Origin of the sequence: Rhodococcus indonesiensis (assembly GCF_047782815.1) — a bacterium.
In the GTDB taxonomy this organism is placed as follows: domain Bacteria; phylum Actinomycetota; class Actinomycetes; order Mycobacteriales; family Mycobacteriaceae; genus Rhodococcus; species Rhodococcus indonesiensis.
Genome location: NZ_CP180630.1, coordinates 3047742 through 3072098 on the forward strand (window position 1 = coordinate 3047742; position 24357 = coordinate 3072098).

Here is a 24357-nt window from a genome sequence, read left to right on the forward strand (position 1 = left end):
GCGCGGTCGCTCACCAGTGGGGCCTACCCCGTCCGGCGGGGCGGAAAACGCGGGAAGCCCAGGTGCAACGAGCCGGGACGGACCGGCACCGGCAACTCCGACTCCCCCGTCAGGAAGGTGTCCACCCCGTGCGCCGCCGCACGCCCCTCGGCGATCGCCCACACCACGAGCGACGCACCACGGTGAGCGTCGCCGCACACGAAAACCCCCGGGGTCGCGGTCTGCCAGTGGTCGTCGCAACCGAGGGTGCCCCGCTCGCCGGGGACCAGGCCGAAGGCCTCGAGGAGTGGTCCGCGCTGCACTCCTTCGAAACCGACTGCGAGGAGTGCGAGGTCGCAAGGGATTTCGAAGGTATCCCCGCGGGGGGTGCGGCGCGCGTCCACCTCCGCCAGTTCGAGCGTCCGGACCCGCCCGCCGGACCCGAGGAAGTGCTGCACCGTCACCTCGAACCGGCGGGTCCCGCCCTCCTCGTGTGCCGGTGCCGTCCGCAGCACCCACGGCACGAGCGGCCACGGGGTGACGTCCTCGTCGCGGCCTCCGGGCGGGCGGGGCCGGTAGTCGAGCTGGGTGACGGACCGCGCGCCCTGCCGCAGCGCGGTGCCGAAGCAGTCGGTGCCGGTGTCCCCGCCACCGACGATCACCACGTGCCGCCCGGCGGCGCTGATCGGAGTGGGGCCGTCGCCCGCGCACTCGTGGTTGGCGGCGACGAGGAACTCCATCGCGGGATGCACCCCGGCGAGTTCGCGTCCGGGAACGGGCAGGTCGCGGGCGCGTCCGGCCCCGACCGCGAGAACCACGGCGTCGAATTCGGCCCGCAGAGCGGCGACATCCGGATCGATCCCGGCCTCGGTGCCGGTGCGAAACACCGTGCCCTCGGCGCGCATCTGCGCGAGGCGCCGGTCGACGAGGGCCTTGTCCATCTTGAACGCCGGGATGCCGTAGCGCAGCAGGCCACCCAGCCGGTCGGCGCGTTCGAGGACGGTCACGGCGTGTCCGGCCCGGGTGAGTTGCTGGGCCGCGGCGAGACCCGCCGGCCCGGAGCCGACGACAGCGACGGGTCTGCCGGTGCGACGGACCGGGGGACGCGGCGGCACGCGGCCGTCGGCCCACGCCCGGTCGGCGATCGCCCGCTCGATCCGTTCGACGGTCACACCGGCGGCGTGGTCGTCCCGGGCCAGCACGCAGGCGGATTCGCACGGCGCCGGGCACAACCGGCCGGTGAACTCGGGGAAGTTGTCGGTGGCGTGCAGCCGGTCGGCGGCCTCGGCCCAGCGGTCGCGGCGCACCAGGTCGTTCCATTCGGGGATCAGGTTGCCGAGCGGGCAGCCCGTGCCGGCGCTGTGGCAGAACGGGAGTCCGCAGTCCATGCAGCGGGCGGCCTGTTCCCGGATCGTGCGGAGCTCCTCGTCCGGGGACTGCGCGCGGTGCACCTCGGCCCAGTCGCGCACGCGTTCGCCGGCCGGCCGGCGCGGCGGGTCGCAGCGGTCGTAGCGCAGGAATCCGCGGGGATCAGGCACCGTCGGCTCCGATCGGGGCGGGTCGTTCGCGAGCGGCCGCGCGGATCCGGAGCAGGTCCTCGGGCACCACCGCGGTGAAGCGCCCCGCGCTGTCGGCCCAGTCGGCGAGCAGCTGCCCGGCGACTGCCGATCCGGTGCGTGCGCGGTAGCGGGCGATCAGGTCCCGCACCTGAGTGAGATCGGCGGGGTCGACCGGTTGCAGTTGCACAGAGTCGGTGTTGACGCGGCCGGGGTCGAGGTCGAGGACGTAGGCCAGGCCGCCGGTCATGCCGGCGGCCAGATTGCGGCCGGTGGGTCCGAGGATCACGACGCGGCCGCCGGTCATGTATTCGCAGGCATGGTCGCCGGTGCCCTCGCACACGGCATCGGCGCCGGAATTGCGCACGGCGAAGCGCTCTCCCACCCGCCCGTGCAGGAACAACTCGCCGGAGGTCGCCCCGTACAGGACTGTGTTGCCGGCGACGATCTGCTCGTGCGGGTCGAACGGCGCGGACGTGTCGGGGCGCACCACCACGCGCCCGCCGGACAGGCCCTTGGCGACATAGTCGTTGGCGTCGCCGGTGACGGTGAGGGTGATCCCGGCGGGAAGGAAGGCGCCGAGGGACTGTCCGGCGCTGCCGTGCAGGTCGATCCGGACGGTGTCGTCGGGCAGACCCTCGGGGCGTCGTCGGCCGGCGGTCCAGCCGAGCAGGGTGCCGACGGCGCGGTCGCGGTTGGTGACGGTCCCGGTCAGATGCACGGGCCGGTCGTGGTCGAGGGCGGGGCCCGCGCGGGCGATCAGGTCCCGGTCCAGCGGCGCGTCGGGTGGTCCGGCGGCCGGACGGGTGCGGCGGCGCTGCGGGGGCGCACCGAGGGCGTCGGCCGGCGGGGTGAACAGCGGCGCGAGATCGAGGCCGCGGCGACGCCAGTGCGTGAGCGCCGCGTCGGGTTCGAGCAGGTCGACCCGGCCGACGGCGTCGTCGAGGCGGGCCAGGCCCAGCGCCGCGAGTCGCCGGCGCACGTCCGCGGCGACGAACCGGAAGAACTGTTCCACGAATTCTGCTCTGCCCGTGAACTTCTCCCGGAGCTCGGGATTCTGGGTGGCGATCCCGACGGGGCACGTATCGAGATGACACACCCGCATGAGGATGCAGCCGAGGACCACCAGCGGCGCCGTGGCGAACCCGAACTCCTCGGCGCCGAGCAGTGCCGCGATCAGCACGTCCCGACCGGTGCGCAGACCGCCGTCGCACTGCACGGTGATGCGGTCGCGCAGACCGCTCAGCACGAGGGTCTGCTGGGTTTCGGCGAGCCCGATCTCCCACGGGGTGCCGGCGTGCTGCAGGGCGGTGAGCAGGGCGGCCCCGGTGCCACCGTCGTGGCCGGAGATCAGGACCACGTCGGCCTGGGCCTTGGCGACACCGGCGGCGACGATCCCGACGCCGACACCGCTGACCAGTTTGACATGGATGCGGGCCTGCGGGTTGGCGCACCGCAGGTCGTGGACGAGTTCGGCGAGGTCCTCGATGGAGTAGATGTCGTGGTGCGGCGGTGGGGAGATCAGGCCGACGCCGGTTGTGGCATGCCGGGTGCGGGCGATCCACGGATACACCTTGTGACCGGGAAGCTGGCCGCCCTCACCGGGTTTCGCTCCCTGCGCCATCTTGATCTGGAGGTCGGTCGCGTCGGCGAGATAGCCGGCGGTGACGCCGAAGCGTCCGCTGGCGACCTGTTTGACGGCGCTGCGCCGCAGCGGGTCCCCGAGCCGGTCGCGGTCCTCCCCGCCCTCCCCCGAGTTCGAGCGGCCACCGAGCCGGTTCATCGCGACGGCGAGGGCCTCGTGTGCCTCCCCGGAGATCGACCCGTAGCTCATCGCCCCGGTGGCGAAGCGGCGCACGATCTCCTCCTCCGGCTCGACCTCGTCGAGGGGGATCGGCTCCGCGGCGACGGTGCGCAGCAGTCCCCGCAGCGTGGCGCCCGCGGCGGCGAGACGGTCGACCTCGGCGCAGTAGCGCGCGTAGACGTCCGCCCGTCCCGTCCGGGTCGCGTGCTGCAGCAGGAACACCGTCTCGGGGGTGAACAGGTGGGGTTCACCGTCGCGCCGGTACCGGTATACGCCGCCGGCTTCGAGAAGAGTGTCGGCACAACGGTTCCCGAAGGCGTGCCGGTGCCGGCGACGGGCGTCGCGGGCCAGGTCGGCGAGCCCGGCGCCGCCGAGGCGGGAGACGGTGCCGGGCAGGTACTCGTCGACGACCTCCCGGGCGAGGCCGACAGCCTCGAACGTCTGCGCCGCCGTGTACGAGGCGACGGTCGAGATGCCGAGTTTGGCCATCACTTCGCGGACACCTCCGACGAGGGCGCGACGGTAGTTCGCCGCGGCCGCCGCCGGGTCCGTGCCGGGAATGCGCCCGGCGGCCGCGAGTGCGCGCACGGTGTCGAGGGCCACGTACGGGCAGACCGCCGCGGCGCCGAACCCGACGAGTACGGCCACGTGGTGGACCTCGCGCGCGTCACCGGATTCGGCGATCAGCGCGACGCGGGTGCGCCGCCGGGTGCGGACGAGGTGGTGGTGCACGGCGGAGACGGCGAGCAGCGACGGGATCGGAACGCGGTCCGGACCGCACCCGCGGTCGGTGACGATCAGGATGCCGCGGCCGTCGTCGAGGGCGGCGTCGGCGGCGCGGCGCAGAGCGGCGAGTCCCGCGGCGAGGGCCTCGCCGGGGTCGCCGCCGGCCGCGAAGTGCGCGGGCAGGGCCCGCGAGGCGAGGCCCGGACGCGGCCCGCCCGGGCCGAGCGCCGCGACGGCGGCGAGTTCGTCGCAGTCGAGCACCGGACCGGGAAGTACCAGTTGCCGGCACGACTTCGCGGACGCGTCGAACAGGTTGTCCTCCGGGCCGGCGATGCGCCGCATCGAGGTGACGACGCGTTCGCGGATGGCGTCCAACGGCGGGTTGGTGACCTGGGCGAACAGCTCGACGACGTAGTCGTAGAGCAGCCGGGGGCGCGGCGACAGCACTGCGGGGGCGATGTCGGCGCCCATCGAACCGAGCGGTTCCGCACCGGTCGCGGCCATCGGTTCGAGCAGCACCTCGAGGTCCTCGCGGGTATAGCCGAACAGCCGGTGGTCGCGGTCCGGGTCGCGGTCCGCGGTGCGGTGCCCCGCCGGACGGGGCAGATCCGCCAGGTCGATCTGCCCGTCGCGCAGCCACCGGTCGTAGGGGCCGGCAGCGGCGAGGGTGTCGAGCAGTTCGTCGGGCGGGACGATGCGCCCGGTGTCGGTGTCGACGAGGAGCATCCGGCCCGGCTCGAGCCGGGCCTTGTGCACGATGTGTTCCGGTGGCACGTCGAGCATTCCGGTCTCGCTGCCGAACAGGACCCGGTCGTCGACGGTGCGGCACCACCGGCCCGGCCGCAGCCCGTTGCGGTCGAGCACGGCACCGAACAACCGGCCGTCGGTGAAGGGCAGGCACGCCGGCCCGTCCCACGGTTCGAGCAGTGCGGCGTGGAAGCGGTGGAAGGCACGGCGCCGGGGATCGAGGTCGGGCGCGTTCTCCCAGGCGGGCGGGACGAGCATGGTCACCGCGTGCGGCAGCGAGCGCCCGGCGAGGTGGAGCAGTTCGAGAACCTCGTCGAGGGTGGCGGAGTCGGACATCTCGGGGGTGCAGAGCGGAAACAGGCGGGTCAGGTCGCCGGGGAGCAGTCCGCTGCGCAGGAGCCCCTCCCGTGCGCGCATCCGGTTGCGGTTGCCGCGGATGGTGTTGATCTCGCCGTTGTGGGCGCTGTACCGGAACGGCTGCGCGAGCCGCCACGACGGGAAGGTGTTGGTGGAGAAGCGGCTGTGCACGAGTGCGATCGCGCTGGCGCAGCGCCGATCGCGCAGGTCGGGGTAGAACCCCGGCAGTTGCTGTGCGGTGAGCATGCCCTTGTAGACGACGGTGCGGGCGGACAGCGACGGAAAGTAGACGTCGCCGGTGTGCTCGGCGCGGCGCCGCAACGGATACACCCGCCGGTCGAGGTCCACCCCGGCGGGCCGGGCGCCGCCCGTACCTGCGGCGACGACGAACAGCTGGCTGATGTGAGGACGGCACGCCTCGGCGGTGCGGCCGAGGCCCGCCGGGTCGACGGGAACCTCACGCCAGCCGAGGATCTCGAGGTCCTCCTCGGCTGCGAGCGCGTGGATCCGGTCGCGCGCCGTCGCCCGGGCGCGTGGGTCGCGCGGCAGAAAGCACAGGCCGGTGGCGTAGTCCCCGGGCGGCGGCAGCTCGACGCCGGCGACGGCGGCGAAGAGCGCGGTGGGGAGGGCCAGGGTGATGCCGGCGCCGTCCCCGCTGGCGGGTTCCCGGCCGCTGGCGCCACGGTGGCCGAGGTTGCGCAACGCGGTGAGCGCGTCGGCGACGGTGCGATGTGTGCTGCGGCCGCGCAGGTCGACGACCGCGCCCACGCCACAGGAATCCGATTCGCGGGCGGGATCGTAGAGTCCGCGGGCCTCGGGCATCCCGGAATGCCGCACCGGTCCACCTCCACGTCGCCGGTGTGGGGCGACGTCACGCGTCGTCGGATGAGCGGCCCCGACGGGGTCGCCACGACGGGCGTGCGCTGCGGTGCGGGTGGCCGGACCAGGTCCGCCCGACGATCGAACCGGGGATCGGTCCCGGTGGCGGTCAGTCTACGCGCGCGGCGGCCGGCCGCGCGAGATGCGCGCCCGGCCGCCGGACGGATGGGTCAGGGCCGTAGCGGACGGCCGTCGGAGTCGCGGACGCTACCGGTGAGCATCATGATCCCGTCGATGACGGACCACACCCAGATCACCGGCATGATCACGAAGCCGATCAGGACGATCGCCAGCAGGCCACCGATCCACAGCCCGAGCAGCTGGATGAGGCCGACAGCGGTGCTCCCGAGGTAGAGCCGACCGACACCGCAGATCCCGACGAAGGGAAGCAGCAGTTGCAGCAGACCCGCGGTGGTCTTCGACTTGTCCGAGTACGGTTCGCCGGTCGCCGGGTCCCGTCCGTACGGGGCGGAGGGATCGCCGTAGGCACCGTATCCGGGTGACCCGTAGCCGGAGTGCCCGTAACCGGAGGATCCGTAGCCCTGCGAGGAGGGCGGCGGGTACTGCGGGGCGCTCTGGAACTCCGGTGCACTCTGGAACTCCGGTGCGCTCTGGAACTGCGGGTCGGGCGTGCCGTAGACGGGTCCGGTGCCGCCGTACTGTCCGCCGGTCTGTGCCTCGGACTCGTGCGCGGTGCCGTACTGCGCTTCGCTCGACGGCGGCGGATAGCTCGGCGTGGTGCCCCAGCCCGGGCCGTTGCCCATGCCCGCATAGGTGTTCCAGCCCGGCCCCGCCGTACCCCAGGTGGACGCGGTCGACTCGGTGGTGGGCGGCGGAACGGACAGCGACGCCTGGGCGGTCGGATCGTAGTCGGCGGTGCCCCCGAACGTCGGCAGTTCCTCTGTGGAGGCCGGCTCGCCGGTGCGTGGTGCGGCGCCCGCCCCGGCCGCGGGAGCGTCCGCGGCGTCGGACTGTTTGCGCAGGTCCGGTCCCGCGGAGGTCTCGTCCTTCTTCCGCAGATCCGGGCCCGTGGGCTCCGGGGATCCCGGATCGGAGGTGGGCTCCGGGGATCCCGGGTCGGATGTGGTCACGACTTGTCCCCTTCGTTCTCGCTGCGCATGCCTGACTCGACCTTACCGCCGGCCTCGGCCGGTGCCACGGACCCGGGCGCACCGTCGCGCTGCTCGTCGTCGGGGGTCCCGGCGGCGCCACCGGCCGCGGCGGCCTCGGCTGCGCCGCCCGGACGGCGGGATTTCAGTTCCTCCGGCGCTTCCCGGCCCTTGCGCGCGACGACGACGTAGGCGACGGCGAGGACGAACACGATGGCGGAGGTGAAGGAGTTGATCCGGATCCCGGCGATCTCGGTGGCCGGATCGGACCGCATGAGTTCGACGAAGAACCGGCCCGCGCTGTATCCGGCCACGTAGAGCGCGAACAGCCGGCCGTGTCCGATGCGGAATCGCCGGTCGACGAGCACGAGCAGCAGCACGACGAGCAGATTCCACACCAGCTCGTACAGGAACGTCGGGTGCACCACCGCTGCGACCTGCCCGGTGGAGATTCCGTCGATGAGGTCCGGGCTCGTGAGTCCCGCGTCGTTGCGGCGCTCGTAGATCTCGAGGCCCCACGGCACGGTCGTCTCCCGGCCGTAGAGTTCCTGGTTGAACCAGTTGCCGAGCCGGCCGATGGCCTGGGCCAGCAGGATCGCCGGCGCCAGCGCGTCTCCGAAGGCGGGCAGGGGGATGCCGCGGCGACGGCACCCGATCCAGGCGCCGACCCCACCGAGGGCGACCGCCCCCCAGATCCCCAGCCCGCCCTGCCAGATCTTCAGCGCGTCGACCGGGTCGGCGCCCGCAGCGAAGTACTTCTGCCAGTCGGTGGCGACGTGGTACAGACGTCCCCCGATCAGGCCGAACGGCACGGCCCACACCGCGACGTCGAGCACGGTGCCGGGCTCGCCGCCGCGGGCGACCCAGCGGCGGTCACCCCAGAAGATCGCGACGACGATCCCGACGATGATGCACAGGGCATAGGCCCGCAGCGCGATGGGCCCGAGGTACCACACCCCCTGCGGTGGACTGGGCAGATACGCCAGGACGGTGGCGGCGGGTACGGCGGTGGAGGTCACGTGGCCACGCTAGCCGAGCGCACGCCCTCCGCGAGTTCCGTGGTGAGCGCGCGCAACGCGTCGGCGCCCTGCGCCACGGCGGCCACCAGCGCCGAGCCGACGATCACCGCGTCGGCGTAGGCGGCGATCTGGGCGGCCTGGTCCCGCGACCGCACGCCCAGGCCGACACCCACGGGAATTTGCGAGTGTTCGCGCACCCGGGCGACGAGTTCGGGCGCCATGTCGGAGACGGCGTCGCGGGCGCCGGTCACGCCCATCGTGGAGGTGGCGTAGACGAATCCGCGGCAGGAGTCGACGGTCGTGGCGAGACGCTCGGCGGTCGAGGACGGGGCGACGAGGAAGATGCGGTCGAGCCCGTGCCGGTCCGCGGCCGCGATCCACTGCGCTGCCTCGTCCGGGATGAGATCCGGGGTGATGATGCCCAGGCCCCCGGCGGCGGCGAGGTCGCGGGCGAACTCGTCGATCCCGTACTTGAGGACGATGTTCCAGTAGGTCATCACGACGGCGTGGCCGCCGGCGGCGGCGACGGCCTCGACGACGCGGAACACGTCCCGCACCCGGAAGCCCGCCGTGAGCGCCTCGTCGGCGGCGGCCTGGATGGTGGGGCCGTCCATCACCGGGTCGCTGTAGGGGATGCCGACCTCGACGATGTCGCACCCGGCCTGCACGAGCGTTTCGAACGCCTCGATCGAGCGCGGCAGGTCGGGGTATCCGGCGGGGAGATAGCCGACGAGCGCGGCCCGGTTCTCGGCCTTGCATCGGGCGAAGACCTCGCCGAGGCGGGACTGCGACTGCTGGGCGCTCACTGCGCGGATCCTTCCGTCGTGTCGGGGGTGGCGGGGTCGGCGGGAAGGAGCCCGAACCACCGCGCGGCGGTGTCGACGTCCTTGTCGCCGCGGCCGGACAGATTGACCAGTACGATCGCGCCGGAGCCGAGTTCGCGGCCCAGTTTCAGGGCTCCGGCGACGGCGTGCGCCGACTCGATGGCGGGAATGATGCCTTCGGTGCGCGAGAGCAGCGAGAACGCGTCCATGGCCTCGGTGTCGGTGACGGGCCGGTAGTCGGCGCGGCCGATGTCCTTGAGGTAGGAGTGCTCGGGTCCGACGCCGGGGTAGTCCAGGCCGGCGGAGATCGAGTGGGACTCGATGGTCTGCCCGTCCTCGTCCTGCAGCAGGTAGGAGTAGGCGCCGTGCAGCGCGCCGGGCGTGCCGCCGGTGATGGTGGCGGCGTGCCGGCCGGTGTCCACACCGTCGCCGCCGGCCTCGAAGCCGACCAGGCGGACGCCGGGGTCGTCGATGAAGGCGTGGAAGATGCCGATGGCGTTGGACCCGCCGCCGACGCAGGCGGTGACGGCATCGGGCAACCTTCCGGTGAGCGCCTGCACCTGTGCGCGCGCCTCCAGGCCGATGATCCGCTGGAAGTCACGCACCATCATGGGGAACGGGTGCGGTCCGGCGGCGGTGCCGAAGCAGTAGTAGGTGTTGTGGGCGTTGGTGACCCAGTCGCGCATCGCCTCGTTGATCGCGTCCTTCAGGGTGCGCGAGCCGCTGGTGGCGGCGACGACCTCGGCGCCGAGCAGGCGCATCCGGGCGACGTTGAGCGCCTGTCGTTCGGTGTCGACCTCGCCCATGTAGACGACGCAGTCGAGGCCGAGCAGCGCGCAGGCGGTGGCGGTCGCGACGCCGTGCTGCCCGGCGCCGGTCTCGGCGATGACCCGGGTCTTGCCCATCCGCTTGGCGAGCAGGGCCTGCCCGAGCACATTGTTGATCTTGTGTGAGCCGGTGTGGTTGAGATCCTCGCGCTTGAGCAGGATCCGGGCGCCGCCGGCGTGGTCGCTCAGCCGTTTGGCCTCGTACACCGGGGAGGGCCGGCCGGTGTAGTCGCGCTGCAGCCGGTCGAGTTCGTCGAGGAACCCGTTGTCGACCCGCGCCTTGTCGTATTCGGCGGTGACCTCCTCGATGACCGCCATCAGCGCCTCGGGGACGAACCGCCCGCCGAAGACCCCGAAGTGGCCGCCGGGGTCGGGTTCGTGCGCGCTGTGCTCGGCCACTGCGGCGCTCATGCGGGGCAGACCGCGGCCCTTGGCGGAAAGTACGGGATCGTCTGTGCTCACCCGTCCAGTCTGCCCCAACCTCGACCCCGCCTCGTCGCCGGGTCCGGCCCGTCGGCGGTGTACGGGAATGTGCTCAGCGCGCGGGCTTGGGGCAGGACGGATGGGTGCCGGCGGTGACCAGTTCGGCAACCGCGTGGCGCGGGTCGCCGCTGGTCACCAGACCTTCGCCGACGAGCACCGCGTCGGCGCCCGCGCCGGCGTAGGTGAGCAGATCGGAGGGACCGCGCACACCGGACTCGGCGATCTTGACGACCTCGGTCGGCAACCCCGGTGCGATCCGGGCGAACGTGCTCTTGTCGACCTCGAGGGTCTTGAGATTGCGGGCGTTGACCCCGATGACGGTGGCGCCGGCCTCGAGCGCCCGGTCGGCTTCCTCCTCGGTGTGCACCTCCACGAGTGCCGTCATCCCGAGGGATTCGACCCGGTCGACGAGCGAGTGCAGCACGGGTTGCTCGAGGGCGGCGACGATGAGCAGCACGATGTCGGCGCCGTGCGCACGCGCCTCGTGGATCTGGTACGGCCCCACGATGAAGTCCTTGCGCAGCACCGGGATCCGCACCGCGCGCCGCACGGCGTCGAGGTCCTCGAGGCTGCCCTGGAACCGGCGCTGCTCGGTGAGCACGCTGATCGCGCGGGCACCGCCGGCCTCGTAGGCCTTGGCGAGTTCGGCGGGATCGGTGATGTCGGCGAGCGCACCCTTCGACGGGCTCGCCCGCTTGACCTCGGCGATCACGGCGATTCCCGGCTCGAGCAACGCGGCCTTGGCGTCGAGGGACGGGGGCGCGGCGGCGGCCGCGGCCTTGACCGCAGCGAAGTCGAGGACCGCTTCCCGGGCGGCGACGTCGGCGCGCACCCCTTCGAGTATCGAGTCGAGAACAGTCATCGTGGCTCGAAGTCCTTTCGCCCCTGTCAATCCGATGTGAGGAAGCTCATCGGAGTTTCTTGAAGGGTAGTGTGCGCCCTCACCGACCCGTCCGGCGGGTCCCCGAATCGTCGGTGCCGCCCTCCCCGCCTCGATCGGTGGACCGGTCGTCGGCGGCATCGACCGTGGGGTCCTCACCCGCGTCGAGCGCGTCCCACAGCGTGCGTTCGGTGACCGGCTCGTCGGCGGTGTCCCGGCGGGCCGTGGCCTCCCGGCGGGCGGCGGGGCTGTCGTAGCGCGACGACAGCCCCGCCCGCGCCCGCGGGGTGCGCCACAGCTGCACCGCGGCGGCCAGCGCGGCCACGGCGCCGGCCAGGGCGAGCAGCGCCGGGCCGGTGGTGACCGAGAGGGAGGTGACCTCGGCGCGTACCGGCAACTCGGCGATGCGCGCCGCGGTCGCGTCGTCGACGCTTCCGGTGAGCAGTCCCACCGCCGGGACGGCGGCGGCGACCGCGACCACCGCGACGAGCACCGCCAGAACCCGCAGCGCCCACCCGCGCACCGCGAAGGACGCCGCGACCGCCGCCAGCAGCGCCAGGGCGAGCGGGGTCAGCGCAGCCGCCCACGTCGCCCCGGCGAGTTCGATGACCCGGTCCTCACCGAGGCCGTCGGAGGAGGTGACGGTCACCCAGGTCAGGCGGCTCGCACCCCACAGCGCGGTGGCGGCGGTCGCGAGCAGCGCGGCGATCACTCCGCGGCGCCGCCCCGAGGTGCCGGGAGCGCTCACCGCTGGTCTCCCTCGTACGGGGTGAGGGTGCCGGCGGCGGCGACGGCGGAGAGCACCGCCATGGCCTTGTTACGCGCCTCGGTGTCCTCGTAGACCGGGTCGGAGTCGGCCACGACGCCGGCACCGGCCTGCACGTAGGCGACGCCGTCCTTGACCAGAGCGGAACGGATCGCGATGGCGGTGTCGGCGTCACCGGCGAAGTCGAGGTAGCCGACGATGCCGCCGTAGATGCCGCGCCGGGTCGGTTCGAGCTCGTCGATCAGCTCCATCGCCCGCACCTTGGGGGCACCGGACAAGGTGCCGGCGGGAAAGCACGCGGTGACCGCGTCGAGGGCGTGCCGGCCTTCGGCGAGGCGGCCGGTCACGGTCGAGACGAGGTGCATGACGTGGCTGTAACGCTCGATGTGCCGGTAGTCGTGCACCTTGACCGTGCCGGGTTCGCACACCCGCCCCAGGTCGTTGCGACCGAGGTCGACGAGCATGAGGTGCTCGGCGTTCTCCTTCTCGTCGGCGAGCAGGTCCTTCTCGAGCAGGATGTCCTCCTCCTCGCTGGTGCCGCGCCAGCGGGTGCCGGCGATGGGATGGGTGGTGGCGACGCCGTCGGCGACGGTCACCAGCGCTTCCGGGCTCGAGCCGACGACGGAGAACGCGGTGCCGCCGTCGCCGTCGGGGACGTGCATGAGGAACATGTACGGGCTCGGATTCGAGGCCCGCAGCATCCGGTACACGTCGATCGGCGCCGCGTGGCAGTCGATCTCGAAGCGCTGGGACAGCACCACCTGGAACGCCTCGCCGGCCTCGATCTCGCCGATGAGCCGGCGCACGTCGGCGCCGAAGCTTTCGGTGGTGCGTTGGCGCCGGTAGTCCGGGGCGGGGCGGTCGAACGTCGAGACGGTCGACGGGGCCGGCGCGGCCAGCGCCGCGGTCATCCGGTCCAGCCTGGTGACGGCGTCGTCGTATGCCTCGTCGACGCGCTCGTCGGAGCCGTCCCAGTTGACGGCGTTGGCGATGAGGGTGATCGCGCCCTCGTGGTGGTCGACGGCGGCGAGGTCGGTGGCGAGCATCATCACGGTCTCCGGGATGTGCAGGTCGTCGACTGCGTGCTCGGGCAGCCGTTCGATCCGGCGCACGACGTCGTAGCCGAGGTAGCCGACCATGCCACCGGTGAGCGGGGGCAGGCCGTGCAGCCGCTCGGTGTGCAGCAGCTGCAACGTCTGCCGCAGCACGTCGAGGGGGTTGCCGCCGGTGGGGGCGCCGGCGGGCACGTGCCCGTACCAGGTGGCCTCGCCGTCGACCACGGTGAGCGCGGCGGGGCTGCCCGCGCCGATGAACGACCACCGGGACCAGGACCGGCCGTTCTCGGCGGATTCGAGCAGGAAGGTGCCGGGCCGGTCGGCGGCGAGCTTGCGGTAGGCCGACAACGGAGTCTCCGCGTCGGCGAGGACCTTGCGGGTCACGGGGACGACCCGGTGCTCGGCGGCGAGGAGCCGGAACTGCTCGCGGGTGGTGGTGGGGTCGGGTCGGCCGCCCTCGGTGGGGTCGGACGCCGCTGCGGGGATGGTGGTGGGCTCGCCGGACATGGCGCCCATCATCCCAGGGCCTGCCGCGGCGAGCGCGGTCGCGGTAGCGTCACCCGGCATGAGAGCCGGTGACACCGCCCCCGATTTCACGGCGAACGACCAGGACGGGCGTCCGCGGACCCTGTCCGCGCTGCTGACGGACGGGCCGGTGGTGCTGTTCTTCTACCCGGCCGCGTTCACCCCGGTGTGCACGGCCGAGGCGTGCCATTTCCGGGATCTGGCGGCCGAGTTCGCGGCCGTCGGCGCGACCCGGGTCGGTATCAGCACCGACCCGGTGGACCGGCTGGGCGCATGGTCGACGCGCCAGTCGCTCGACTATCCGTTGCTGTCCGACCCGGACGGCGAGGTGGCGGCCCGGTTCGGGGTGCGCCGGGGGCTGCTCGCCCGGCTGTCGCCGGTCAAGCGGACCACGTTCGTGCTGGACACCGACCGCACGGTGCTCGCGGTGATCGCCAGCGAGGTGCGCCCCGACGTGCACGCGGACCGAGCCCTCGCGGCGCTGCGGGCGCGGCGCGCGGCCCGGGACTGACGATCAGTCCACCTGGACGGAGCGCTTCGCCAATCCCATCCAGAACCCGTCGATCACCTGCCGGGGTGCCTGCCCCGGATCGCTCGACGCGCCGAGGGTGACGAACAGTGGGGCGAAGTGCTCGACCGTCGGGTGGGCGTACGGCATGCCCGGTGCCCGGGTGCGGAAGTCGAGCAGACCGTCGACGTCGCCGGCGGCGAGCCGCTCGGCGGCCCAGGCGTCGAACTCGGCGGACCAGCCGGGCGCGGCGGCCTCGGGACGCGGGTCGCGCAGAAACGGCAGGCCGTGCGTGGTGAAGCCGGAACCGACGACGAGCACTCCCTGCTCCCGGAGGGGACGCAGCCGCGCGCCGAGCGTGAGCAGCCGTGCCGGATCGAGGGTGGGCAGGGAGATCTGCAGTACCGGGATGTCCGCGTCCGGGTACATGACGGTGAGCGGCACGTACGCGCCGTGGTCGAGTCCGCGGTGCGGCTGCTGCACGACCGGTTCGCCGTCGGGCATCAGCGCGGCCACCGTGCGGGCGAGGCCGGGGGCACCGGGCGCCGGGTAGGTGACCTCGTAGAAGCGGCGGGGGAAGCCGCCGAAGTCGTACACGAGCGGGGTGCCGGTGGTGGTGGCACCGATCGTCAACGGCGCGGACTCCCAGTGCGCGGAGACCACGAGGATCGCGGTAGGCGTCGGCAGGTCGGCGGCCCAGCGCTGCAGCTGCGCCACCCACGTCGCGCTGTCGACGAGGGGCGGTGCCCCGTGGCTGAGGAACAGGGCGGGCATGAGGCTCACACGAACTCCTAAAGTTGAAGCTTCAACCATGCTACCCGATGCAGCGTCGGCGGCCTCCGGAATGTTCCCGGCCGGCGGGGATGGATCGACGAAGGCGCGGGTATCCCCCGCTCATGACCGGAACACAGGGCTCGAAGGTGGTCGTCACGGGCGCGACCGGAAACGTGGGCACCAGCGTCACGGCGGCACTCGCCGCCCGGGAGACCGTCGGGTCGGTGGTCGGCATCGCCCGCCGCCCCACCGACTGGCGCTGCCCCAAGACCGACTTCGTCGTCGCCGACGTCGTCCACGACAACCTGCACGAACTGCTGCGGGGTGCCGACGCGGTCGTCCACCTGGCCTGGCTCTTCCAGCCCACCCACAAACCCGAGATCACCTGGCGCAACAATGTTCTCGGATCGATCCGGGTGTTCGAGGCCGCCGCCGCGGCGGGCGTCCCCGCCGTGGTCCACGCGTCGTCGGTCGGCGCCTACTCGCCGGGACCACAGCACGAACGGGTCGACGAACGCTGGCCCACCCACGGCTGGCCCGGCGCGGCGTACCCGCGGGAGAAGGCGTACCTCGAACGCTGGCTCGACGCGTTCGAACTGCGGCACCCCGACCTCCGCGTGGTCCGGATGCGGCCAGGGTTCATCTTCAAGCGCGAGTCCGCCACCGCCCAGCGCCGATTGTTCGCCGGACCGTTCGTCCCCGGCCGCCTCGTCCGCGCCCTGCCCGTCGTCCCCCGCACCGCCGGGCTGCGGATGCAGGTACTGCACACCGAGGACGCCGCCGACGCGTACGTGCGGGCCGTCCTGCGGCCGGTGCGGGGCGCCTTCAATCTCGCCGCCGAACCCCCCGTCGACGCCGAGACCCTCGCCGAGATCCTCGGCGCCCGCACGGTGCCCGTCCCGGCCGCGGCGCTGCACGCCGCCGTCGCCGCCGCCTGGCACGCCCGGCTCGCCCCCGCCTCCCCCGGGCTGCTCGACACCGTGCTGCGGCTGCCGCTCATGGACTGCACCCGCGCCCGCACCGACCTCGAGTGGGTCCCTCGGTTCTCCCCCCGCGCCACCCTCGAGGAGTTCGTGACGGGCCTGCGCGACGGCGCGGGACTGCCGACGCCGCCACTGACGGCGGACAGCGTGGGCGGCCGACTGCACGAGGTTGCCACCGGCATGGGACGGCGCCCCTGACCGTCGGCTCCGACGGGACGCCGTCCTCTCGCACCGGCCGTCCCGATAATGTGGACGATCGAGAAAGGACGGTGCACCCGTGGGTTCCGCACAGATCGACGACACCGAGTGGCTGACCGCATCCCAGCAGCGGGCCTGGCGGAAACTGGTAGCACTGATCACCCGATTGCCGGCCGCGCTCGACACGCAGCTGCAGCGGGACTCGGCGCTCACCCATTTCGACTACTCGGTCCTCGCGGAGCTGTCCGAGGCACCCGGCCGGCAGCTGCGCCTGTCCGAGCTGGCGCAGCTGTCGAACGCGTCGCTCTCGCGGCTGTCCCACGTGGTGACCAAGCTGGAACATGCCGGATGGGTGCGCCGGCAGAGCGTGCCCGGCACGCGCGGCTCGTTCGCGGTGCTCACCGACGCCGGCATGACCAAGCTCGTCGAGGCGGCGCCCGGCCACGTCGCGACCGTCCAAGCCCTGGTGTTCCAGGGGCTGGACGACGAACAAGTCACCGCGCTCACCGAGCTCGGCACCGCACTGCTCGGGCAACTCGACCGGGGCATCGCCGCCGGGACCGGCAAGGCCTGACTCCGTCGACCGCCCGGTCCGGCGGAGCCTCCGCTCAGCGGAGCGCCTGGGCCCGCAGGTCACGGGCGAGGTGGTCGCGCTGCTCGACCACCAGGCGCCGCAAGGCCGCCGGGGCGTCGGCGTGCGCCTCGAGCCACCGGTCGCTCGGCTCGAGGGTGTTCCCGGCCGGGAACAGCCCGACGACGATCCGGCGCGCCATCTCGATACTGCGCTCGGACCACACCGTCCGGATCGCGGCGAAGTAGTCGTCGTCGAACGGGGCGATCAGTTCCCGGTGCGCTCCGGCCCGGAACCCGGCGATGGTGGCGTCGAGGTGCTCGTTCGACAGCGCCGTGTCGGTGAAGATCGCGGTCCACGCCTGATCTTTGACCGCGGGGAGGGGCCGCGCGGCCAGGGCGCGCAGCCGCGCGGTCCGCCCGGAACCGGTGTCGTCGCGGGCGAGTTCCCCGTCGAGATCGGCGGACTCCGCGTGCCCGGTGGCCGCCAGTGCGGTCCACAGCTGCCAGCGCAGGTCCGGATCCAACCGCAGTCCGTCCGGCGTCTTCCCGGTCCCGTCGAGGATCGCCCGCACCTCGGCGGCACGGGTGTCGTCGACTGCCGCGGCCACGGCGACCGCGCGGGCCCAGGCGAGTTGCTCGTCGGATCCCGGGGCGGTGGTGAACACGGCCGTCCAGGCCGCCTCCAGCCAGCGACGACGCTGCCCGGGCCGGCTCGCAGGCGGCAGGTAGTGCTCGATCGCGTAGGGCGCGTTCGTCAGCAGAGCGGTCAGCAGGGCCGGATTCGGTTCGGCCACTGCGAACCTGCGGACCGCGGCCAGATACCGTGCCGCGGTCAGTTCGCCGTCCCGGGTGGCGTTCCACAGTGCCGACCAGATCGATCCCCGCGCCAGCGGGTCGACGACACGGTCGAGCGAATGCTCCACCGTCTCGAGGGAGCGTGGGTCGAGACGGACCTTGGCGTAGGTCAGGTCGGCATCGTCGAGCAGGATCAGCGGTGCGGGCGCGGACTCGAACACGGTGCGCTCGGCCTCGAGATCGACCTCGACGCGCCGCCGGCAGACCAGGTCCCCGTGCTCGTCGAAGTCGTAGTGACCCACGGCCAGCCGGTGGGGCCGGGCCGGCCGCTGGACGATCGCGGACCACCCCTCCCCCGCGTCCTCGAGCGTCAGGGTCGACACGCCGCTGGTCTGCAGCCAGGCGCGCGCCCACTCCGACAGGTCTCGCCCCGACGTCGCCGACAACTCGGTGAGCAGATCCGCGAGGGTGGTGTTCCCGAAAGCGTGCCTGCGGAAGTAGCGCCGCGCGCCCTCGAAGAAGGCGTCCCGCCCCACGAAGGCGACGAGCTGCTTGAGGACGCTCGCCCCCTTCGCATACGTGATGCCGTCGAAGTTGAGTTTGGCGGCCTCGAGGTCGACGATGTCGGCGACGATCGGGTGGGTCGTGGGCAACTGGTCCTGCAGATAGGCCCATGCCTTGCGCCGGTTCGCGAAGGCGACCCACGCGTCGGTGAACTCGGTGGCCTCGGCGCTGACCAGCGCGCCCATGTAGTCCGCGAAGGACTCCTTGAGCCACAGGTCGTCCCACCACGTCATGGTGACGAGGTCGCCGAACCACATGTGCGCCATCTCGTGCAGGATCGTGTTCGCGCGGGCCTGGTACTGCGCGGCGGTGGCGGCGCCGCGGAACACGTACGCCTCGGTGAAGGTCACACACCCCGGGTTCTCCATCGCACCGAGGTTGTACTCCGGCACGAACACCTGGTCGTACTTGCCGAACGGGTAGGGGTAGCCGAAATGCTCGGCGTAGAAGTCCATCCCCTGCCGCGTCACGGCGAAGACCGCGTCGGCGTCGAGGTACTGCGCCAGTGAGGCGCGGCACGAGACGGCGAGGGGAACGGTGAGTTCGTCGCGGCTCCATGAGGATTCGGCGCGGTGGTACGGGCCCGCCACGACCGCGGTGATGTAGGTGGAGATCGGCAGTGTCGGCGCGAACTTCACCGTCTGTGCGTCACCGAGCGATTCACGTTCGGCGACATGTCGATTGGACAGCACCTGCCAGCCCGCCGGGGCGGACACGACGAAGGTGAACGGCGCCTTCATGTCCGGCTGTTCGAAGCAGGCGAACACTCGTCGCGCGTCCGCGGGTTCGTACTGCGTGTACAGGTAGGTCTGTCCGTCGGCGGGATCGACGTACCGATGCAGACCCTCGCCGGACCTGCTGTAGTCCGCGGTGGCGACGACGGTGACGACGTTGTGCGCGCGCAGACCGCTCAGCCCGATGCGCGCGCCGTCGTACCGGACGGGCACCGCCGCACCGTTGAGCACGACCGACTCCACCCGGGGGCCGAGGAAGTCGAGCCACGTCGCGTCCGCGGCGGCGGTGAACTCGACCGTCGTCGTGGTCGGGAAGCAGGGGTTCCCGGCGTCCGGGGCGCCACGCAGGTCGAGGTCGACGTGGTAGCTGCGGACCGACACGGCCCGGGAACGCTCGGCGGTTTCGGCACGGGTCAGGTTCGCGGACGGCATACGCCGATCCTGCCAGGACCCGCTGAGCGGGACCGTCGGCCGGCGGTACCCGCGGTGGGGCGGGCCGCTCGGGGAGCGGCGTGCCTCACCCGAGCGGGACCCCCCCGACGCCCCACTGCTCCCGCGGCACCTCGGTGATGGTCACCCACACCGATTTCGCGTCCTTGCCGGTCGCCTCCGCGTAGGCCCTGGTCACCGCCTCGATGGTGGCGCGCTTCTGCTCGACGGTGAGACCGGGGGTCTGGCTGATCTGGATGAGGGGCATGGGTGAGATTGTGCCGCACCGCCCACGGAGCCGGACGTCGAGGCGTAACGAAACAATCCGGTCGGTCGAATCCCCTTCGGCCGCTCCGCGGCCGGTGTGTCCTTTGGGCTGCCCCAGCCACCCAAAGGACACACCGGCGCCGGAGGCGCCTATTCGGCGGCGAGCAGGACGTCCGCGTCGAAGCACGTGTGGGTGCCGGTGTGGCACGCGGCCCCGACCTGGTCGACGACGAGCAACACCGTGTCGCCGTCGCAGTCGAGCCGTACCTCGTGCACGTGCTGGGTGTGGCCGGAGGTCTCGCCCTTGACCCAGTACTGTCCGCGCGAACGCGAGAAGTAGGTCGCGGTGCGGGTCTCGAGGGTCCGGGCGAGGGCCTCGTCGTCCATCCATGCCATCATCAGCACGTCGCCGGTGGCGCGTTCCTGCGCGACGGCGGCGAACAGCCCCGCCTCGTTGCGCTTGAGCCGCGCCGCAATCGCCGGATCCAGACTGCTCATCGGACCTCGATCCCTTCTGCGCGCATCGCCGCCTTCACCTGCGCGATGGTGAGCTCCCCGAAATGGAACACGCTGGCCGCGAGCACCGCGTCGGCGCCGGCGTGCACGGCCGGCGCGAAGTGCTCCACCGCTCCGGCGCCGCCGCTGGCGATCACCGGTACGTGGACCGCGGCGCGCACCGCCTGGATCATCGGCAGGTCGAAACCGGACTTGGTGCCGTCGGCGTCCATCGAGTTCAGCAGGATCTCCCCCACCCCGAGTTCCGCGCCGCGGCGGGCCCATTCGACGGCGTCGATGCCGGTACCCCGACGACCGCCGTGCGTGGTGACCTCCCATCCCGACGGGGTGTCGTCCTCGCCGTCGGGCACGGTGCGCGCGTCGACGGACAGCACGATGCACTGCGATCCGAACCGCTCGGACATCTCGCGCAGCACCTCGGGGCGGGCGATGGCCGCGGTGTTGATGCTGACCTTGTCCGCGCCGGCACGCAGCAGCCGATCCACGTCCTCGACGGTGCGCACCCCGCCCCCCACCGTCAACGGGATGAACACCTGCTCGGCCGTGCGGCTGACCACGTCGAGCATGGTGCCGCGGTCGCCGCTGGAGGCGGTGACGTCGAGGAAGGTCAACTCGTCCGCGCCCTGCAGGTCGTACGCGGCGGCGAGTTCGACGGGATCACCGGCGTCGCGCAGGTTCTCGAAGTTCACCCCCTTGACGACGCGGCCGGCGTCGACGTCCAGACACGGGATCACCCGCACTGCCAGGGTCATGTAATTCGGTCCTCCTCGGGGACGGGACCGGTGAGCGATCCCACGATGTCGAGTATCTCCTCGTGCACACCCGGCGCTCCGGCGACCACCGAACCGGAGCCGATGCGCCAGGGCTCGCCGGCGAAGTCGGTGGCGCGCCCACCGGCTGCCCGCACCAGAGCGACGCCGGCGGCGTTGTCCCACGGGTGGTGCCCGAAGACGACGGCCGCGCCGAGCACCCCGGCCGCCGTGTAGGCCAGGTCCACTCCGGTCGATCCGTGCATGCGCAGGCGCGAGACCCGGCGGCTCAGCTCGGTGATGACGTCGAGGCGGCGCCGGCCCGGGATGCGCCCGCGGCTGTCGATGTCGAAGCTGCCGACACCGACCATCACCTCCGCGAGCGTCGCGCGCTGCAGCGGCGGCTGGGGACGGCCGTTGCGCAGCAGCGGCCCACCGACGGCGGCCGCGAACCGGTCGCCGACGAACGGCAACCAGGTCAGCCCGAGAACCGGGTCGCCGTCCCGGACGAGCGCGAGCAGGATTCCCGCGGTGGGAAGCCCGGCCGAGTAGTTGACGGTGCCGTCGATCGGGTCGAGCAGCCACACCGTGCCCGAATCAGCTTCGGGGCCGCCGAACTCCTCGCCGTGCACGGAGATGCCGGTGCGCCGCTCGAGCTCGGAGGAGATGCTCCGTTCCAGCTCGAGGTCGAGATCGGTGGCGAAGTCGTTGGGGCCCTTGTCCACCGAGCGCGGCGCCCCGCGACCGGCTACGAACCGTTCCGACGCCACGTCGAGCACCTCGCCGGCGACGGCGAGCAGGCTGGACAGGTCGGCGGGCACGGTCATCGGATCAGCGCGAGACCGCGTCGAGTGCCTCGGTGAGCGTGAACCGGCCCGCGTACAGCGCCTTGCCGACGATGGCGCCCTCGACACCCCGGTCGACGAGACCGGCGATCGCCCGCAGGTCGTCGAGGGCGGACACGCCGCCGGAGGCGACGACGGGAGCGTCGGTGGCGGCGCAGACCTGGGCGAGCAGGTCGAGGTTGGGGCCGGTGAGCGTGCCGTCCTTGGTGACGTCGGTGACGACGTACCGGCTGCAACCGTCGCGGTCGAGCCGGGCGAGGACCTCCCACAGGTCGCCACCGTCGGAGACCCAGCCCCGGCCCCGCAGGCGCCACTGTCCGTCGATGAGCTTGACATCGAGCCCGACGGCGATGCGGTCGCCGTACTCGGCGATGGCGCGGGCGCACCAGTCGGGATCCTCGATGGCGGCGGTCCCGAGGTTGACGCGAGCGCACCCGGTGGCGAGCGCCGCTTCGAGGGATTCGTCGTCGCGGATACCGCCGGACAGTTCCACCTTCACGTCGAGCTCGCCGACGACGTCTGCGAGGAGCTCGCGGTTGGAGCCGCGCCCGAAGGCGGCGTCGAGATCGACGAGGTGCACCCATTCGGCGCCGGCGTTCTGCCACTCGAGGGCGGCATCGCGGGGAGAGCCGTAGCTGGTCTCGCTGCCCGCCTCTCCCTGGACGAGGCGAACTGCTTCACCGTTGGCGACATCGACTGCAGGCAAAAGGACCAGGCTCACTGCGCCCATGCTAGCGGGTCGCGGCGGCCGCCGAGCACCGGCCCCGACGGTCATTCGTCCCCGTCGCGGCGCGGCCCGGCGTCCCCGTCGCGGTGCGGCGCATCGTGACCGCCGCGGTGCGGCGCATCGTGACCGTCGCGACCGAAGGCGCGGCGCGTCGTCCGCGTCGAGACGACGCCCATCGCGGCGATCGCGCCGACCACACCGGCGAGGGCGACGATCAACGCGACGACGGGCCCCGGTTGCAGCACCACGATCACCGCGGTGGCGAGCAGGAGCACCCCGGTGGCGGCACCCAATGCCGTCAGAGCGAGCCGGCCGAGCGAGAAGTCCGGCCGGGCCGGGTCGTCGCCGCCCGCGCCACGGTTCACAAACTGCCGACCCAGTTGCGCAGCAGCTCGGCTCCGGCGTCACCGGACTTCTCGGGATGGAACTGCGTCGCCGAAAGCGGGCCGTTCTCGACCGCGGCGAGGAACCGCACGCCGTGCTCGGCCCAGGTCAGCGCGGGTGGAGCGATCAGCTCCGAAGGTGGCAGCTCCCACTTCTGCGCGGCATAGGAGTGCACGAAGTAGAACCGGGTGTCGCGGTCCATGCCCGCGAACAGCACGCTGGTGTCGGGGGCGTCGACGGTGTTCCAGCCCATGTGCGGCAGCACCGGCGCATCGAGACGTTCGACGGTGCCCGGCCATTCGCCGCAACCGTCGGTCTCGACGCCGAATTCCACACCCTTGTCGAAGAGGATCTGCATGCCGACGCAGATGCCGAGCACAGGGCGGCCGCCGGCGAGTCGCTGGCCGATGATCCGGTCCCCGCGCACCGCCTTCAGCCCCGCCATGCACGCCGCGAACGCACCGACACCGGGCACGACGAGGCCGTCGGCGGCGAGCGCGACCTGCGGGTCGGCGGTCACCTCCACCTGCACGCCGGTGCGCGCCACCGCGCGCGTCGCCGAATGCAGATTGCCGGAGCCGTAGTCGAGGACGGCGACCTTGGTTGCGCTCATGAGTTCGATTCTATGGGGCTGCGCCGCGCCGCTCCGACGGCCCGGCGATCCGGGCGCACAGTGGAAGGAGCGGCACGAGCAGCGCGACGGTGGCGAAGGCGGCGGGATAACCTGCGACGGTGGCGATCCCGCCGAGCAGCAGGGATCCGGCCCCGGTGCCCGCGTCGAAGCCGATGTTCCAGGCGGCGCTCGCGGCGCCGATGTGAGCGGGTCCGGCGCGACGGAACGCCAGCATCAGTGCATCGTTCTGGACGATCCCGAAACCGAGACCGAATGCCACGGCCGCACCGAGCAGCACCGCCGCGCCACCGCGCTCGTCCGCGGCGAGCGCGAACGGCACCATCGCCACGGCGACCAGACCGAGCCCGGCCGGCAGGAGCCGGCCCGCACCGATCCGGTCCGCGACCGCACCGGCGCCGTAGCGGCCGACGAGGGTGGACGCACTGATCAGCGCCAACGCGGCCGCCACGTACCCGGCGGCCGCGGGCACGGCGATCGCCAGCAGCGAGGTGAGGCCACCGTAGGCGACAGCACCGGCGGCGATCGCCACCGCCGGCAGGGCCAGTGCCCCGAGCGGGATGCGGCTGCCGGCCGCGCCGGGCCGGCGCGCGACCACTCGCGGCAGGCGCGCTATCGCGAGGAGCGCGACCGTGGGCACCGCTGCGCCGAGCACGAACACCGGTGCGGTGGTGGCCCGCTCGGCGACGGCCAGGCCCAGCGGCAGGCCGACCATCTGCGCCGCGGCGATGGCGATGCCCTGTGCCCCGGTGGCGCGACCGAGCAGCCGGGCGGGGGCGAGTTCGGCCACGAGCGCGGCGCTGGCCACGGTGATCATGCCGAAGCCGATTCCCCGCACCGCGGAGGTCGGCAGCACTACGGCCGGATGCAGCGACAGCAGGAGCAGCAGCGACGGAAGCCCGAGGAGCAGGCACCCGGCGGCGAGCACGGTGCGGTAGCCGCGGGCCCGCACCAGGCGCGGCACGGCCGGCTGGGTGAGCACCGTCGCGGCCATGAACACCGCCGTCACCGCACCGGCGAGGGTGCCGCTGCCGCCGGCGTCGGCGACGGCCTGCGGCACTACGGGCAGCAGCAGCGAGAACCCGGCGAACGCGCCCGCCGCCATCGCCCAGGCGGCGGGCAGGCCGGGCACCGCGAGCAGGCC

The 24357-nt window shown here is 72.8% G+C and carries 22 protein-coding genes; 3 read left to right on the plus strand and 19 right to left on the minus strand.

Annotation, left to right across the window (positions count from 1 at the left end; genetic code table 11):
- Nucleotides 1–23: 23 nt before the first annotated feature.
- The 9 genes from ACM26Y_RS14035 to ACM26Y_RS14075 form a co-directional block, all read right to left on the minus strand.
- Complete coding sequence (locus ACM26Y_RS14035) at nt 24–1517, minus strand: glutamate synthase subunit beta (RefSeq protein WP_416061206.1); 1494 nt, start codon at nt 1515–1517, stop codon at nt 24–26.
- Entirely contained in the window at nt 1510–5991 is a 4482-nt protein-coding gene (gene gltB / locus ACM26Y_RS14040; RefSeq protein WP_416063675.1) for a glutamate synthase large subunit, read from the minus strand. Before gltB ends, ACM26Y_RS14035 begins: the two co-directional genes overlap by 8 nt.
- A 227-nt stretch (nt 5992–6218) precedes the next feature.
- On the minus strand, nt 6219–7139 hold the full coding sequence (locus ACM26Y_RS14045; protein WP_416061207.1) for an NINE protein: 921 nt from the start codon (nt 7137–7139) through the stop codon (nt 6219–6221).
- Nucleotides 7136–8176 carry a prolipoprotein diacylglyceryl transferase gene (gene lgt, locus ACM26Y_RS14050; protein WP_003935789.1) on the minus strand — a complete coding sequence of 347 codons (1041 nt, stop codon included), beginning with the start codon at nt 8174–8176 and terminating at the stop codon, nt 7136–7138. Before lgt ends, ACM26Y_RS14045 begins: the two co-directional genes overlap by 4 nt.
- Nucleotides 8173–8982, minus strand: coding sequence for a tryptophan synthase subunit alpha (gene trpA, locus ACM26Y_RS14055; RefSeq protein ID WP_003935790.1), 810 nt, complete (start codon nt 8980–8982; stop codon nt 8173–8175). Before trpA ends, lgt begins: the two co-directional genes overlap by 4 nt.
- Entirely contained in the window at nt 8979–10238 is a 1260-nt protein-coding gene (gene trpB / locus ACM26Y_RS14060) for a tryptophan synthase subunit beta (RefSeq protein ID WP_052033944.1), read from the minus strand. The genes trpA and trpB overlap by 4 nt, the downstream gene beginning before the upstream one ends.
- A 124-nt stretch (nt 10239–10362) precedes the next feature.
- Nucleotides 10363–11172: an indole-3-glycerol phosphate synthase TrpC gene (gene trpC, locus ACM26Y_RS14065; RefSeq protein ID WP_003935792.1), complete on the minus strand. Its 810-nt coding sequence runs from the start codon at nt 11170–11172 to the stop codon at nt 10363–10365.
- A gap of 79 nt (nt 11173–11251) precedes the next feature.
- A complete protein-coding gene (locus ACM26Y_RS14070; protein ID WP_416061208.1) occupies nt 11252–11938 on the minus strand; it encodes a TIGR02234 family membrane protein in 687 nt (228 codons plus the stop codon).
- Nucleotides 11935–13518 (minus strand): anthranilate synthase component I, encoded by a 1584-nt coding sequence (locus tag ACM26Y_RS14075; RefSeq protein ID WP_193788807.1) that lies wholly within the window; start codon nt 13516–13518, stop codon nt 11935–11937. Before ACM26Y_RS14075 ends, ACM26Y_RS14070 begins: the two co-directional genes overlap by 4 nt.
- Before the next feature lie 58 nt (nt 13519–13576).
- On the opposite strand from ACM26Y_RS14075, the gene ACM26Y_RS14080 reads away from it, so the two are divergent.
- Nucleotides 13577–14047, plus strand: a complete 471-nt coding sequence (locus ACM26Y_RS14080) for a peroxiredoxin (protein WP_416061209.1) — start codon at nt 13577–13579, stop codon at nt 14045–14047.
- A gap of 3 nt (nt 14048–14050) precedes the next feature.
- On the opposite strand, the gene ACM26Y_RS14085 is transcribed toward ACM26Y_RS14080, so the two are convergent.
- A complete protein-coding gene (locus ACM26Y_RS14085; protein WP_416063676.1) occupies nt 14051–14818 on the minus strand; it encodes a dioxygenase in 768 nt (255 codons plus the stop codon).
- A gap of 122 nt (nt 14819–14940) precedes the next feature.
- Between ACM26Y_RS14085 and ACM26Y_RS14090 the strand changes: the two genes are divergently transcribed.
- A complete protein-coding gene (locus ACM26Y_RS14090) occupies nt 14941–15999 on the plus strand; it encodes an NAD-dependent epimerase/dehydratase family protein (RefSeq protein ID WP_003935797.1) in 1059 nt (352 codons plus the stop codon).
- 79 nt (nt 16000–16078) lie between these two features.
- Nucleotides 16079–16573 carry a MarR family winged helix-turn-helix transcriptional regulator gene (locus tag ACM26Y_RS14095; protein WP_003935798.1) on the plus strand — a complete coding sequence of 165 codons (495 nt, stop codon included), beginning with the start codon at nt 16079–16081 and terminating at the stop codon, nt 16571–16573.
- A 34-nt stretch (nt 16574–16607) separates the two neighbouring features.
- Here the strand turns inward: ACM26Y_RS14095 and pepN are convergent, their stop codons facing one another.
- The 9 genes from pepN to ACM26Y_RS14140 all read right to left on the minus strand — a co-directional run bounded on the left by pepN (nt 16608) and on the right by ACM26Y_RS14140 (nt 24345).
- Nucleotides 16608–19097 carry an aminopeptidase N gene (gene pepN / locus ACM26Y_RS14100; RefSeq protein WP_416061210.1) on the minus strand — a complete coding sequence of 830 codons (2490 nt, stop codon included), beginning with the start codon at nt 19095–19097 and terminating at the stop codon, nt 16608–16610.
- Nucleotides 19098–19182: 85 nt separating this feature from the next.
- Complete coding sequence (locus ACM26Y_RS14105) at nt 19183–19362, minus strand: tautomerase family protein (RefSeq protein ID WP_003935800.1); 180 nt, start codon at nt 19360–19362, stop codon at nt 19183–19185.
- Nucleotides 19363–19511: 149 nt separating this feature from the next.
- The gene (gene hisI, locus ACM26Y_RS14110; protein ID WP_003935801.1) at nt 19512–19859 is read right to left on the minus strand and encodes a phosphoribosyl-AMP cyclohydrolase; all 348 of its coding nucleotides are present in this window, start codon (nt 19857–19859) and stop codon (nt 19512–19514) included.
- Nucleotides 19856–20629 (minus strand): imidazole glycerol phosphate synthase subunit HisF, encoded by a 774-nt coding sequence (hisF, locus tag ACM26Y_RS14115; protein ID WP_054375298.1) that lies wholly within the window; start codon nt 20627–20629, stop codon nt 19856–19858. The genes hisI and hisF overlap by 4 nt, the downstream gene beginning before the upstream one ends.
- A complete protein-coding gene (locus tag ACM26Y_RS14120) occupies nt 20626–21453 on the minus strand; it encodes an inositol monophosphatase family protein (RefSeq protein ID WP_003935803.1) in 828 nt (275 codons plus the stop codon). The genes hisF and ACM26Y_RS14120 overlap by 4 nt, the downstream gene beginning before the upstream one ends.
- Before the next feature lie 4 nt (nt 21454–21457).
- The gene (gene priA, locus ACM26Y_RS14125) at nt 21458–22192 is read right to left on the minus strand and encodes a bifunctional 1-(5-phosphoribosyl)-5-((5-phosphoribosylamino)methylideneamino)imidazole-4-carboxamide isomerase/phosphoribosylanthranilate isomerase PriA (RefSeq protein WP_003935804.1); all 735 of its coding nucleotides are present in this window, start codon (nt 22190–22192) and stop codon (nt 21458–21460) included.
- A 50-nt stretch (nt 22193–22242) separates the two neighbouring features.
- The gene (locus ACM26Y_RS14130) at nt 22243–22563 is read right to left on the minus strand and encodes a hypothetical protein (protein WP_416061211.1); all 321 of its coding nucleotides are present in this window, start codon (nt 22561–22563) and stop codon (nt 22243–22245) included.
- Entirely contained in the window at nt 22560–23195 is a 636-nt protein-coding gene (hisH, locus tag ACM26Y_RS14135) for an imidazole glycerol phosphate synthase subunit HisH (protein ID WP_416061212.1), read from the minus strand. The genes ACM26Y_RS14130 and hisH overlap by 4 nt, the downstream gene beginning before the upstream one ends.
- Before the next feature lie 10 nt (nt 23196–23205).
- On the minus strand, nt 23206–24345 hold the full coding sequence (locus ACM26Y_RS14140; protein WP_289378308.1) for an MFS transporter: 1140 nt from the start codon (nt 24343–24345) through the stop codon (nt 23206–23208).
- Nucleotides 24346–24357 lie beyond the last annotated feature (12 nt).

Excerpts from the sequence above, each read along its gene's own strand:
- gltB (WP_416063675.1), bottom strand. The coding sequence starts at position 5,991 with ATGCCCGAGGCCCGCGGACTCTACGATCCCGCCCGCGAATCGGATTCC.
- trpB (WP_052033944.1), bottom strand. The coding sequence starts at position 10,238 with ATGAGCGCCGCAGTGGCCGAGCACAGCGCGCACGAACCCGACCCCGGC.
- trpC (WP_003935792.1), bottom strand. The coding sequence starts at position 11,172 with ATGACTGTTCTCGACTCGATACTCGAAGGGGTGCGCGCCGACGTCGCC.
- ACM26Y_RS14075 (WP_193788807.1), bottom strand. The coding sequence starts at position 13,518 with ATGTCCGGCGAGCCCACCACCATCCCCGCAGCGGCGTCCGACCCCACC.
- ACM26Y_RS14080 (WP_416061209.1), top strand. The coding sequence starts at position 13,577 with ATGAGAGCCGGTGACACCGCCCCCGATTTCACGGCGAACGACCAGGAC.
- ACM26Y_RS14085 (WP_416063676.1), bottom strand. The coding sequence starts at position 14,818 with ATGCCCGCCCTGTTCCTCAGCCACGGGGCACCGCCCCTCGTCGACAGC.
- ACM26Y_RS14090 (WP_003935797.1), top strand. The coding sequence starts at position 14,941 with ATGACCGGAACACAGGGCTCGAAGGTGGTCGTCACGGGCGCGACCGGA.
- pepN (WP_416061210.1), bottom strand. The coding sequence starts at position 19,097 with ATGCCGTCCGCGAACCTGACCCGTGCCGAAACCGCCGAGCGTTCCCGG.
- ACM26Y_RS14105 (WP_003935800.1), bottom strand. The coding sequence starts at position 19,362 with ATGCCCCTCATCCAGATCAGCCAGACCCCCGGTCTCACCGTCGAGCAG.
- hisI (WP_003935801.1), bottom strand. The coding sequence starts at position 19,859 with ATGAGCAGTCTGGATCCGGCGATTGCGGCGCGGCTCAAGCGCAACGAG.
- hisF (WP_054375298.1), bottom strand. The coding sequence starts at position 20,629 with ATGACCCTGGCAGTGCGGGTGATCCCGTGTCTGGACGTCGACGCCGGC.
- ACM26Y_RS14120 (WP_003935803.1), bottom strand. The coding sequence starts at position 21,453 with ATGACCGTGCCCGCCGACCTGTCCAGCCTGCTCGCCGTCGCCGGCGAG.
- hisH (WP_416061212.1), bottom strand. The coding sequence starts at position 23,195 with ATGAGCGCAACCAAGGTCGCCGTCCTCGACTACGGCTCCGGCAATCTG.